Annotated in this window: 10 protein-coding genes; 5 read left to right on the forward strand and 5 right to left on the reverse strand. The window is 72.5% G+C overall.

Annotated features, from left to right (window positions below; all coding sequences use genetic code 11):
- Positions 1-106 precede the first annotated feature (106 nt).
- Positions 107-472 carry a winged helix-turn-helix transcriptional regulator gene (locus tag ACZ5GP_RS01045; protein ID WP_468748735.1) on the reverse strand — a complete coding sequence of 122 codons (366 nt, stop codon included), beginning with the start codon at positions 470-472 and terminating at the stop codon, positions 107-109.
- A gap of 167 nt (positions 473-639) precedes the next feature.
- Here ACZ5GP_RS01045 and ACZ5GP_RS01050 point away from each other — a divergent pair, with 167 nt between their 5' ends.
- A complete protein-coding gene (locus ACZ5GP_RS01050; protein WP_468748736.1) occupies positions 640-933 on the forward strand; it encodes a DUF1330 domain-containing protein in 294 nt (97 codons plus the stop codon).
- A gap of 25 nt (positions 934-958) precedes the next feature.
- On the opposite strand, the gene ACZ5GP_RS01055 is transcribed toward ACZ5GP_RS01050, so the two are convergent.
- Positions 959-1,429 carry a GNAT family N-acetyltransferase gene (locus ACZ5GP_RS01055; protein WP_358578523.1) on the reverse strand — a complete coding sequence of 157 codons (471 nt, stop codon included), beginning with the start codon at positions 1,427-1,429 and terminating at the stop codon, positions 959-961.
- 239 nt (positions 1,430-1,668) lie between these two features.
- Between ACZ5GP_RS01055 and hemC the strand changes: the two genes are divergently transcribed.
- Positions 1,669-2,604, forward strand: coding sequence for a hydroxymethylbilane synthase (gene hemC, locus ACZ5GP_RS01060; protein ID WP_468748737.1), 936 nt, complete (start codon positions 1,669-1,671; stop codon positions 2,602-2,604).
- 227 nt (positions 2,605-2,831) lie between these two features.
- Positions 2,832-4,247: a PP2C family protein-serine/threonine phosphatase gene (locus tag ACZ5GP_RS01065; RefSeq protein WP_468748738.1), complete on the forward strand. Its 1,416-nt coding sequence runs from the start codon at positions 2,832-2,834 to the stop codon at positions 4,245-4,247.
- Positions 4,248-4,257: 10 nt separating this feature from the next.
- Here the strand turns inward: ACZ5GP_RS01065 and ACZ5GP_RS01070 are convergent, their stop codons facing one another.
- Positions 4,258-5,757 (reverse strand): DNA-binding protein NsdB, encoded by a 1,500-nt coding sequence (locus ACZ5GP_RS01070; protein WP_468748739.1) that lies wholly within the window; start codon positions 5,755-5,757, stop codon positions 4,258-4,260.
- Between the two features lie 234 nt (positions 5,758-5,991).
- Between ACZ5GP_RS01070 and ACZ5GP_RS01075 the strand changes: the two genes are divergently transcribed.
- Positions 5,992-7,179 carry an aminoglycoside phosphotransferase family protein gene (locus ACZ5GP_RS01075; RefSeq protein ID WP_468748740.1) on the forward strand — a complete coding sequence of 396 codons (1,188 nt, stop codon included), beginning with the start codon at positions 5,992-5,994 and terminating at the stop codon, positions 7,177-7,179.
- Positions 7,180-7,469: 290 nt separating this feature from the next.
- Positions 7,470-9,455: an N-acetylmuramoyl-L-alanine amidase gene (locus ACZ5GP_RS01080; RefSeq protein ID WP_468748741.1), complete on the forward strand. Its 1,986-nt coding sequence runs from the start codon at positions 7,470-7,472 to the stop codon at positions 9,453-9,455.
- On the opposite strand, the gene ACZ5GP_RS01085 is transcribed toward ACZ5GP_RS01080, so the two are convergent.
- Both ACZ5GP_RS01085 and ACZ5GP_RS01090 read right to left on the reverse strand, forming a co-directional pair.
- Entirely contained in the window at positions 9,450-11,873 is a 2,424-nt protein-coding gene (locus tag ACZ5GP_RS01085) for a glycoside hydrolase family 95 protein (RefSeq protein ID WP_468748742.1), read from the reverse strand. The genes ACZ5GP_RS01080 and ACZ5GP_RS01085 overlap by 6 nt on opposite strands.
- Positions 11,874-12,001: 128 nt before the next feature.
- Complete coding sequence (locus ACZ5GP_RS01090; RefSeq protein ID WP_468748743.1) at positions 12,002-12,502, reverse strand: hypothetical protein; 501 nt, start codon at positions 12,500-12,502, stop codon at positions 12,002-12,004.

A 12,502-nucleotide genomic window follows, 5' to 3' on the forward strand; every position in this document is an offset into this window, starting at 1 on the left:
GGTACGGACGCCGGTGACGGGGCGGTCCAAGGGGGGTGGTGACGGCCTGGGGGTGCTCGTGGCCCGGTGGCAGCCGCACATCGGTGCGGCCTCGGGCAGGCCGTATCTAGTCGTCGCGCCGGGATTCTTGTGCCGGATCGGCATCCGCTTCCTCCGCCCACCGCCGGCTCCACGCGAACAGCGGCTGGAGGGAGTCGACAAGGTCCTCACCGAGCTGGGTGAGGTGGTATCCGTCCTCGCGCAGAGCGAGCAGGCCGACATCGGTCAGTTCGCCGAGCCGGGTACTGAGCACACTGGAGGACATGCGCCCGCACCGGCGCTGCAACTCGCGGAAACCGCCCGGGGCTTGGCTCAGCTCCCACAGGATGAGCAGCGTCCAGCGCCGCCCCAGCAGGTCGAGTGCGGCCATGACCGGGCGTCCCGATGCGGACCCCCGCACCGGTACGCCGGGCCGCGGTGTCCTGCCTGCCATGTTCCCCTCTCCTCCCTTGCGCTTCGCTTCTCGAAGCAGCATAGTGATTCGAAAAGCGAAGCACCGGGCACGGGAGCGCCGATGTCGCGATCAGCCCTGCCGGAACCGCCGTACGACGGCACGTCAACGCACAGCCGGACCTGTCCGGCCGAACACCGGAGGTTTCCATGGCCAAGGGCTACTGGGTCAGTGTCTACCGCGTCATTTCCGACCCCGAGAGGCTGACTGCCTACGACAAGCTGGCCGGACCGGCCGTCCGGGCCGGGGGCGGGCGCACCCTGTCCCTTGGTCGTCGGGCCGTCGCCCACGAGGCGGGAAACAAGCACCGCGTCGTTCTGGTCGAGTTCGACAGCTTCGATCAGGCCGTCGCGGCCTACGACAGCGAGGCGTACCAGAAGGCGCTGGTGCTCCTCTCCGACTGCGTCGAGCGCGACTTCCGCATCATCGAAGGCATTGCCTGAACCCGACTCCGGCTCGGCCGGCAGGTCAATCGCGCGTTTCGCGCACGAACAGCGTCACGGTCACGCTCGCCTGAAACCCGTTGCTGCGCATCAGCGCGGCCGACGCGGTGTTGCGGGACTCCACGTCGGTCACCACGGCGCTCGCGCCCGCTTCGGTGAGCGTGGCGCAGCAGGCCTTCACCAGGCGGCTCGCGATGCCCTGCCCCTGGTACTCGGGGGCGCTCGCGATCCACTCCAGGTTGCCCCAGTCGGCACGCTGGTCGAAGCCCATCGAGCCGAGCACGAACCCGGCGAGCCGGTCCCCGTCGAGCGCCACCCAGCAGGCCGACGCCTCGCTGTCCAAGTGGCCGGCGATCGCCGAGAGCGACCAGGACGTGTAGGGCTTCACGGAGGTGTCGTAGACCTGGCGGCCCAGCGCGAGGACGTCGGCAAGATGGGTGGCCGTCATCGGCGCGAGGCCGATCGCCGGGCGCTTCGGCGCGGCGGAGGTGGACATGAGGCCTCCTGGGGGCGGGTACCGCGCTGGGCGGCGGTTCGTCCCTCCCACGCTATGAGGCGGCCCCTGGTCCCGCATGCCGAGCCGGGCGCGGCGGCGGGGCGGGGTTCGGGCGGTCCGTGCGCCGAGGCCACGGCCGCGCGAGGACCCGAGCGGGGCCAACTCGCCCGAGTCGTACGTCTTTTGATCAGTTGAACGCCGGTCCGGCCCACCGTGCCGCACCCTCTATCGTGGACCGCATGTCCGTTCCTGAGCTGATCCGCATCGTCTCCCGCTCCTCCCCCATGGCCCTGGCCCAGGTGGAGCGCGTCCGCGCCGAACTCGCCGCGCTGCACCCCGGCATCCGTACCGAGGTCGTGCCCGTCACCACCTCCGGTGACCGCTGGATGGGTGATCTGGCGCGCCTCGGCGGGAAGGGGGCGTTCACCAAGGAGGTGGACGCCGCGCTGCTCGCCGGTGAGGCGGACCTCGCGGTCCACTGCGTCAAGGACGTGCCGGCGGACCGGCCGCTGCCCGCGGGGACGACGTTCGCCGCGTTCCTCAAGCGGGACGACATCCGGGACGCGCTGATCCACCCCGGCGGCCTCACCCTCGACGAGCTGCCGGCGGGGACCCGCGTCGGCACGTCGTCGGTGCGCCGCCGCGCGCAGCTCGCCGCCTCGCACCCGGAGCTGCAGTGCGTGCCGATGCGCGGCAACGCGGGCCGCCGCCTGGAGAAGCTCGCCGCGGGCGACGCCGACGCGCTGCTGCTCGCCCAGTCCGGCCTCGAACGCATCGGCCGCCCCGAGCTGGCCAGCGAGATCCTGTCGGTGGAGACGATGTGCCCGCCGATCGGCGCCGGGATCCTCGCCCTCCAGTGCCGTGAGGACGACACCACGACCATCGACGCGGTGACCGGCCTCGGGGACAGGGACGCGTGGCGCGAGGCGACCGCCGAGCGCATGTTCCTGCACGTCCTGCAGGGCCACTGCAACTCACCGATCGCGGGGTACGCCCGCTCGCAGCGCAACGGCGACCTGTCGCTGCGCGCCTGCGTCTTCACGCCCGACGGCAAGACGGTGCTCAACGCGCACGAGTGGGCGGGTCCGCTCGACCCGGCGACGCTCGGCACGTCCGTGGCCGTGGCCCTGCTGCGCCAGGGCGCCCGCGAGCTGATCGACGGCATCGCGCACTGACACGCCGGGGGGCCAGCCCCCTTCGCAGGACACCGGCATATGCCAGACGCAACACTGTGCCGGGTGTCGCCAAATCCCTTACGGGCCCCCTCCCGCTGTGCGAAAGTCGTTAGCGGTCCACCACCGTCACGGCCCATCACCCGTCACGGCCCACCATCCGTCACGGCCGCCGCTCGTCACGGCCGCCCCCGTCAAGTCGGTCGCACCGCACCTTCACCGGAGCACCCATGCCGTCCCATGTCTTCGCGGACCACGCCGCCCAGCCGCCCGAGCGCGGCACGGTCGACGCACTGATCTCGCAGACACGTCGGCTCCGCGGCGAGGTCGACGCCGTGCGGCGCGGGACGGCGGCCGACCGGGCGGACGCGGCGGGACGCTGGCAGCGGGCCCTGTGCGACCTGGCGGTGCATCAGCTCGACGACCTCGACGGCCATCTCGCCCAGCTGCGGGACGGCCCGCCGCGGGCCGCGGCCGAGCCCGGCGGGCCGGCCGCGCCCGCCACCGACGACGCGCGCCGGGGCTCCCTCCTGAGTCGGGTGGGCAGCGCCGAGTGGAACCTCCTCACCGACGAGGCCAGCTGGTCCTGCGAGCTGTACGACATCCTCGGCCGCGACCCGGCCGCTCCCCCGCTCTCCCTCGACGAACTCCCCTCCCTCGTGCACATCGACGACCAGCCGCTGCTGACCGCGATGGTCACCGACTGCCTGGTCGACGGGAAGCCCATCGACGGTGAGTTCCGCGTCACGCGCCCCGGCGGAGGCGTACGCCAGGTCCACATGATGGGCGAGCCCGTGCTCGGTGCCGACGGCTCCACCGCCTCCATGTGGGCCGTCCTGCGGGACGTCAGCGAACTGCGGCGCAGTCAGCGCGTACTGCGTGAGACCCAGGACTCGCTGCGGCGGCGGCGCGAGGACGCGGGCGCCCGGCGCCGGCCCGCGGCGGAACCGCGCGGAGCGGCACCGCCGTGGCACGAGGCGCCGCGCTTCCCGCGTGGCGGCCCCGCGCGGCTCGACCTCGCCGCCCGTCATCTCCCCTCCTCGATCGGCGCCCCCCTCGGCGGCGACTGGCACGACGCGATGGAACTGCCCGACGGCAACGCCTTGTTGAGCGTCGGCGACCTCACCGCACACGGCGTCACCGGCACCTCGGGCACGGGGATGCTGCTCGGTGCGCTGCGCGGCATGGCGGTCGCCGGCGCCCCACCCGGCAAGCTCATGGGCTGGCTCAACGACCTGATCGACACCACCGTCCGGCACGCCCTCGGCAGCGCGATCTGCTGCCGCTACGACCCCGGCACGCAGCTGCTCACCTGGGCGCGGGCCGGGCACCCCGCCCCCCTGCTCTTCCGCGACGGGACGGGACACGCGCTGCCACCACCGAAGGGCCCGCTCCTCGGCGCCACCTCCGGTGCCCCCTACGGGCAGGCCGAAGTGCGTCTGCGGCCCTCGGACCTGTTGTTGCTGCACACCGACGGCCTGGTGCCGCGGCAGGACAGGGACGCGGCGACGGAGCTCCTGCTCTCCCTCGCCCCCCGCCTCACGGAACGGCGTACGGCGCAGGAGTGCGTGGACATCGTCGTCGAGGAGTTCGGCGGGGCCCTGCGGGAGGACGACGCCTGCCTGTTGATCGCGCGGTGCCGCTGACCGTGGGGCGTTACGCCTTCGCCGTCCGCCCCGCCCTCCTGGACCCCCTCGCCTTCGGCAGCGCGACCTTGATCTCCTCGCGCAGGTCCTGGATCGTCGGATTCCCGGTGTACTGCGCCGTCAGCCGGTACATCTCCCGCAGCCGGTCCCAGGTGCGGTGGGAGGAGTTGGACCCCATCGACACCAGCGCCAGCCGCGCGTACCGGTCCGCCTGTTCGGGGTCGTCGGCGATGAAGCAGGCCGACGCCAGCGAGATGTAGTCGAAGATCTGCGAACGGTCGTGCCCCTTGGCGCGCAGCTCGATGGCCTCCTTGGCGTGCCGCTGCGCGGTGTTCGCCGCGGCCGGTTCATGGTCGGCGAGCGTGCGATAGGCGAGCGCCTGCATGCCGTGCAGGTCCGCCTCGTCGAACATCTGCATCCAGCTCGGCGCCGGCACGTCCCCCTTGTCCGACACGAAGAGGTCCTCGGCGAGACCGAGGGTGCGCCGCATCGCCTGGCCGCGCCCCATCGACGCCTGTGCCCAGGCCTCGATGGTGTACAGCATCGCCTTGGTACGGGGCAGGGCCTCCGCCCCGGCGCCCGACTTGGCGAGCTTCATCAGGTCCAGGGCGTCGTCCGGCTTGCCGAGGTGCACCATCTGGCGCGCGGCCCGGGAGAGTGCCTCGCCCGCGCGCGGGCGGTCGCCTCCCTCGCGTGCGGCGTGGGCCGCGATGAGGAAGTACTTCTGGGCGGTCGGCTCCAGGCCGACGTCGTGCGACATCCAGCCGGCGAGGACCGCGAGGTTGGCGGCGACGCCCCACAGGCGGCGCTGGAGGTGATCGGGATGCCGGTAGGCGAGCATGCCGCCCACTTCGTTGAGCTGGCCCACCACGGCCTTGCGCTGCAGCCCACCGCCACGGGCCGCGTCCCAGGCGCGGAACACCTCGACGGAGCGCTCCAGTTCCTCGATCTCCTGGGAGCCGATGGGAGCGGCCTCGTAGCGGTCGAAGCCGGCGGGGTCCGCGTAGAAGGGATCACTGATACGGGGGGCGTCGGCCGCGAGGGCCGGGTCGGTGTGCAACCAGTCGTACATGGCGCTGCTGAGTGCGGAGCCTGCGGCAAGCGCGGCACCCGCGCCCACCAAGCCGCGTCGGTTGAGCATGAGGTCCATTCCCGTGAATTCGGTGAGGACCGCGGCTGTCCGCTCGGGCGCCCACGGCACGCCGTCGGGGTGCTCCGCACTCCCGTCGCCACGCCGCTTTCCCGGGCGCCCGTGCCGGACCAGACCGAGGTCCTCAGTGGTCACGACACGGCCGAGACGCTCGGTGAACAGGACGGCCAGCACCCGCGGCACCGGATCGCGTGGGATCTCCCCCATGTCGATCCACCGCCGCACCCGCGAGGTGTCGGTGGCGAGCTGGAGGTGGCCCATGGCCGCCGCCTGCCGGTTCACCAGTCTCGCGAGCTCGCCCTTGGACCAGCCGGCCAGGCCGAACAGGTCCGCGAGGCGGGTGTTGGGTTGTCCGTTCACGTCAAGCCCCCAGGTTCTCGGCTGAGTTGACAGTAACCGCCTGTCAGTTGCTGAGCGACTATTCGCCAGGGTTCGCCAGGGTGCGCCACATGGTGTGCCAGGGGACGCCGGGTGTCAGGTAGGAGTGCGCCACCCCGACCCGGTCGCCGCAAGGTACTCCCCAGGGTGCTCCCCAGGTGATCGGGGCGGGAGGCGCACGCAATCCACAGGCACACGAAGGGATCTGTATCTCCCATGTACGCAGCATCGTCCTCCGTGTCCGCCCCGCCCCGCCCGCTCCACCCGCGCCCCCCGGCCCCCCGGGGCCGCGAGGTGCCCCCCTCCCCGGGAGGCGGCCCCTATCTGGAGCCGGTGCGGCCCTCCGCCGCGCAGCTCGGCGCCGGCCGGACACGTCGCGTGCCGGGGGCCGGTACCCAACCGCTCAGCGGGAGACTCGACTTGTCCGGCCCGCAGGGGGCGCAACTGCGCACCGCGATCGCCTCGGTGCACCGCATCTGTCCGGAGTTCAACCCCGTGCAGGTCCTGCGCCGCAGCGGCCGCACCGTGCTGCTGGTCGGCACGGCGGGACGCGGTGCCGCCGTCGCCAAGTGTTTACTGGACAACTCTCCCCTGTGGGCCGACCGGATCCGGCACGAAATAGCGGCCTACCGCTCGTTCGTCCGGCACCGCCCGCCCGTGCGCGCGCCTCGGCTGATCGCCGCCGATCCCGAGGCCTGCACGCTGGTGATCGAGCGGATGCCCGGACGGGTGGCGGCCTTGCAGCGGCATCCGGTCGAGGTCCCGCCCCGGGCGGACATCCGGGCGGCGCTCGGCTCCGTGCTGCGCCTGAACCAGTGGCGGCCGCCGGCGGAGATGTTCGGCCGGCCGATGGACTACGGCAGGCGCATCTCCCGCTTCCACGAGCTGGGGCTGCTGACGGACCGCGACATGGGGGACCTGCAAAAGCTCCTGCACGGCATCGCGCACTCGGCGGTCCGCCAGGGTGAGGGCCCGGAGGCCATGCTGCAGTTCTGCCACGGCGACGCCCTGCTGTCGAACATCCTGCTCTCGCCTGCCGGGCCGGTTCTGGTCGACTGGGAGCACGCGGGCTGGTATCTGCCGGGCTACGACCTGGCCACGCTGTGGGCGGTCCTCGGCGACGCCCCGGTCGCACGGCGCGAGATCAGCCAGTTGGCGCAATCGACGGGCACCGCGGCACGCGACGCGTTCCTGGTCAATCTCATGCTGGTACTGACCCGCGAGATCCGCATGTACGAGATGGCGCTGCAGCGTTCGATGCACGACTCGCCCCCGGCGCCGACCGGGCCGGCCCAGGCGGGGGCCGCGCCGACCGGTGAGGAGCAGCGGCTCCTGCTGAGGCGGCTGCACGACGACTGCCAGATGGCCCGCCGGGCCGTGCGGGCGGCGGTCGGCACCCGCTGACGGAAGGACAGGTCCGCGGCGCACCCTGCACAAGGGCGCACCGCGGACCTTCGTATGCCCGCGGCGCTGGAGGCCGCACCGCTCATTGGTCCATGCCACTGACGCGCCGCAGGCGGCGGCGCCTGTCCGCACGAAAGCGGGCCCGTGACCCGCCGGAACCGGCGCTGACATGGGAAATCCCCTCTGCTGGGCATGATTGACGGATCGTCGGCCAGCGGGTACCACTGACGCACGCCCGGCCCCGCACGCCCCGCCACGCTTCATCGGCCCTGAAGTCCCAGGAGGCTGCATTGCGAGGAACCACCGCCCGTACCTCGTCGGCGCGCAGACGCACCATCAGGACGGCGGGCGCCCTCGCGTCCGCCGGGCTGCTCGTGCCGCTGCTCGGCGCGGCCCCGTCGTCCGGCGCGCCCCAGCCGACGTCCACCCAGTTGCAGGACGCCTTCGCGTCCGCCGCCGACCAGTACCGCGTGCCGCGGAGTGTGCTGCTCGGCGTCTCGTATCTGCAGTCCCGCTGGGACGCGCACGGCGGCGCGGCCAGCGTCACCGGTGGCTACGGCCCGATGCATCTCACCGACGCGCGCACCGCGCTCGCCTCGGCCCCGCACCACGGCGAGGGGTCGGAGGACCCGCGCGGGGACACCTCGCGCCCGATGCCGCCGCCGAGGACGAAGGTGCCCGAGGAGTCGCGGCTGCCGGCGCGGCTCATGACCCTGCCGCGCGCGGCGGAACTGACCGGTCTGCCCGCCGCGGAGCTGCGTACCGACGCGGCCGCGAACGTGGCGGGCGGTGCCGCCCTGCTCGCCGCGGCCCAGCAGCGGCTCGGCAAGCCCCTCAGTGCCGACCCCGCCGACTGGTACGGCGCGATCGCCCGCTTCTCCGGGGCCGACGACGAGGCGACGGCGGCGACGTACGCCAATGACGTGTTCGCCGTCATCCGCGACGGGGAGCGGCGCACCACGGACGCGGGCCAGCGCGTGACGCTCCCGGCCCGGCCCGGACTGCGGCCCGACCCGGCGCAGCTCGAGCGGATGGGGCTGCGCGAGGTCGACGCGGGCGAGACGGAGTGCCCGAGGACGGTGTCCTGCGAGTGGATCCCGGCGCCGTACGAGGAGTTCAAGGACCCCAACGGGAATCCGGACTACGGCAACCACGACCTGTCGGACCGGCCCAAGAGCCAGAGCATCGACTCGATCATCGTCCATGACACCGAGGGCAGGTGGGAGGGCGTCCTGAACATGGTGCAGGACCCGACCTATGTGTCCTGGCAGTACACCCTGCGCTCCACGGACGGCCTCATCGCCCAGCACGTGAAGGCCAAGGACGTCGCCTGGCACGCGGGCAACTGGTACGTCAACGCCAAGTCGATCGGTCTGGAGCACGAGGGTTTCCTGACCGCCCCCGACACCTGGTACACGGAGGCGATGTACCGCGCGTCGGCGCGGCTGGTGAAGTACCTCGCGAAGAAGTACGGCATTCCGCTGGACCGGCAGCACATCCTCGGCCACGACAACGTCCAGGGCACGGTCTCCTCCACGATCCCGGGGATGCACACCGACCCGGGCCCGTACTGGGACTGGCAGCACTACTTCACCCTGCTCGGCAAGCCGTTCCACCGCACGGCGGGCCCGAAGGGCGGTCTGGTGACGGTCGCTCCCGAGTACGCGGCGAACAGGCCGCTGTATACGGGCTGCGTGAAGCCGACCGAGACGTGTGTGCCGCACGGTTCGGCGGCGGTGCGCGTGCACACCGCGCCGCGTGACGACGCGCCGCTGATCAAGGACATCGGCAAGCGTCCCGGCGGCCAGGACTCCACGACCGACGTGAACGACGTCGGCGCGCGGCTGTCCACCGGCCAGCAGTACGCGGTCGCGGACCGCCAGGGCGAGTGGACGGCCGTCTGGTACCTGGGGCAGAAGGCCTGGTTCAAGAACCCGGCCGACCAGCCGACCGCCGTGCACGCCAAGGGGCTCGTGGTGACGCCGAAGGCCGGGGCGGGCGAGGTCCCGGTGTACGGGCGCGCGTACCCGGAGAAGGAGGCGTACCCGGCGGGCGTGCCCGTGCAGGCGGTCTCCCCGCTGCCGTACAAGATCCTGGCGGGTCAGAGGTACGTGGTGGGCGACAAGGTGCCGGGCGAGTACTTCTACGCGCCGACGTTCGACACCGCCCGGCACACGGTGGTGCGGGGCAAGGACATGTACTACGTGATCCAGTACGGGCACCGCATCGGCTATGTGCGGGCGGCGGACGTACGGGTGATGCCGTCGACCTCATGACGCCGTGGGGCCGGGCCGGCCGGGCGCGGGTCCGGCCCGGTCGAAGACGTAGCGCTGTCCGGCGCGGGCCTTGAAGGTCGTCGTGCCGTCCGGCAGGAGGCTGCTGCGCACGGTGAGTTCGCGGCTGCGCGATGCCGTCAGGGCGATACGGGTGGCGCGTCCCGAGACCCAGCTGATGTCGAGGGTCGCGCCACCGCGTGCGCGCAGGCCGCGCACGGATCCCTCCGGCCAGCTCGCGGGCAGTGCGGGCAGGATCTCGATCACGTCGTGGTGGCTCTGCAGGAGCATCTCGACGATGCCCGCGGTCGCGCCGAAGTTGCCGTCGATCTGGAACGGCGGGTGGGTGTCCCACAGGTTGGGCAGCGTGGAGGACTTCAGCTGTTCGCCGAGCATTTGGTGCGCGTGGTCGCCGTCGTGCAGCCGCGCCCAGAAATTGATCTTCCATGCCTTGGACCAGCCGGTGCCGCCGTCGCCCCGGGCGGTGAGGGAGACCTTCGCCGCCTCGGCCCACGGGCTGCCGGGTTCGATCAGGCGGCCGGGGTGCAGGGCGTAGAGGTGGGAGACGTGCCGGTGGTCGTCGTCCGGGTCGTCCAGGTCGGCCTTCCACTCCTGGAGCTGGCCCCAGGAGCCGATGCGCAGGCCGGGGTCCAGCCGGTCGAGGGTGCCTTCCAGTTCGGCCCGGAAGGCGGCCGAGTCGCCGAGGACGCGGGCGGCTTGCAGGGTGTTGGTGAGCAGGTCGTGGACGATTTGCTGGGCCATGGCGTCACCCGCGGTGAAGTCGCCGTGCTCCGGGGAGTAGCCGGGGCCGGCGACGAGCGTGCCGTCACGCGGGTCGGTGCGGAGGTTGTCCAGCCAGAACTCGGCGGCTTCCTTCATCACCGGGTAGGCGGTGGTCCGCAGATAGTCGGTGGAGCCGCCGAAGCGGTAGTGCTCGTAGAGCTGGGCGGTGAGCCAGGCGGCGGCCTCCGGGAACCAGAAGGCGGTCGCCCAGTCGTGGACGCCGGTGAAGCCGAAGGGGTTGGTCTCGTCGTGCACCACCCAGCCGCGGCTGCCGAACATCTCCTCGGCCGTGCGGCGTCCGGGTGCGCGCAGGGCCTGGACGAACCGGTCGTAGGGGGCGGTGGTCTCCGCGAGATTGGCGCTCTCGGCGGGCCAGTAGTTCATCTGGAGGTTGATGTTGGTGTGGTAGTCGGCCGACCACGGCGGGGTGGCGCTGTTGTTCCAGACGCCTTGGAGGTGGGCGGGCAGTGAGCCGGCGCGCGACGAGGCGATGAGGAGGTAGCGCCCGTACTGGAAGAACAGCGCTTCGAGCGCGCGGTCGGCGGCGCCGGCCCCTGTCCCGTAGCGGGCGAGCAGTTGGTCCGTGGGCACGTCGGCGGGCCGCACCTGGCCGAGGTCGAGGTCCACGCGGCCGAACAGGGCGCGGTGGTCGCGCAGATGGCGGACGCGCAGCGCCGCGTGGCCCGCGTCGATCGCCCTGTCGACGGCGCGGGTGACGGCGGAGTGCGGGTCCTCGCCCCGGTAGTCGGGGTAGGTGTCGGCGTAGTCGGTGCCGGCGGCGAGGACGAACCACACGTGGTCGGCGCCGGTGACCGTGACGCTGCCGTCGTCGTGTACGACGCGGGTGCCGCCCTGGTGCGCGACCCTGAGCTGAGCTTCGAACTTCAGGGCGTTGTCGGCGAGTTCACCTCGTACGGTGGTGCGGTCGCCGTGCGCCGTCACGGTGTGGCCGGTGTGCGGTGAGGCGAGGCTCAGGGTGCAGGTGATCCGGGCGGCGCGGTCCGCGGAGAGCCGGCCGACGAGCACGCCGTGCGGGTGCGAGGCGAAGAACTCCCTGTGGTGGCACACGCCTTGGTGGCGGTAGGTGACGGTCGCGAGGCCCTGGTCGAGATCGAGGGCGCGGCGGTAGCCGGTGTCCGGGGCGGCCGGGGCGCCGGGCACGTCGATGTACAGATCACCGAAGGCCTGGTGGGCGCCGTAGCCCCGACGGGCCTGGCCCAGCCGGGCGGCGACGGCGTCGGGGGTGAGCCGGCCCTTCTCGTCCAGTTCGCCGCGCACCGCGTCGAGGGCGCCGGGTCTCGGGGTGCGCCAGTTGCCGAAGTCGTAGCCCTCCCGCGAGCCGGGGCCGCCGGTCCACAGGGTCTTCTCGTTGAACTGGAGCCGTTCGCGGGCGAGGGTGCCGAAGACCATCGCGCCGAGGGCGCCGTTGCCGATGGGGAGGGCCTCGCGCTCCCAGTCCTCGGCGGGAGTGGTGTACCAGAGCGATAATTCATCCGATGTGTGAGGCCCGCGCTCCTCTGCCGTCTCCGCCGGCTCGGCCGCCTGGACGTCGACCAGCGCGCCCTCACCCGCCGCGAGAGCGGCCTCGCCGCCGAGCGCGGACTTCACGGTGGCCCCTCGCGTGCTCCCCTGAGTCATGAGGGGCCACGTTAAAAGTCCGATGGCTGGCGTGGCAAGACGCAGCACCGCCCCGTTCCCTGGACGGAACGGGGCGGTGCTTGGACCAATGGGGGGTGCCGGACGCGCCCGGGCCCCGGTGGGGGTGCTCAGCCCTGCTGGAAGAGCTCAGCGGGCAGTGGCTTCAAAAGGGCGTACAGGTCGTCGGTGATCGGCCGGTCCCAGGCGGCGATGGTCACCAGGACGTTGTCGCTGCGGTCGAACTGCACGCATGAGATGCGGCTCTCGGAGAGCTTCAGGCGGCGCACGATGAGGAGGTTGTCGCCCTGCATCACCGGGATGTCCTCCGTGGAGACGACCGTGATGTCCTCGTCGTTCTCCAGCGCCAGGAGCAGCTGGGCCACCTCGAAGGGCACCTCGCCCTCGGCGGTCTCGCGCGCGGGGGCGCCCTCGGGGAGATTGCCGATGATCATGGCTGGGCCGCGCCCGCCGAACAGGTCGTAGCGCAGGAAGACGCCCTGGCAGCTGCCGTCGGGGGCGGGCAGCAGGCCCGCGCCGAGATTGCCGGGCCAGTCACCGGGGTCCATGGCCAGGACATCGAAGTCCGGGCCCGCGGGGGTGGCGGAGCTGCGGCGGCGGAGGAAGGACAT

Source organism: Streptomyces sp. NPDC031466 (assembly GCF_055581265.1).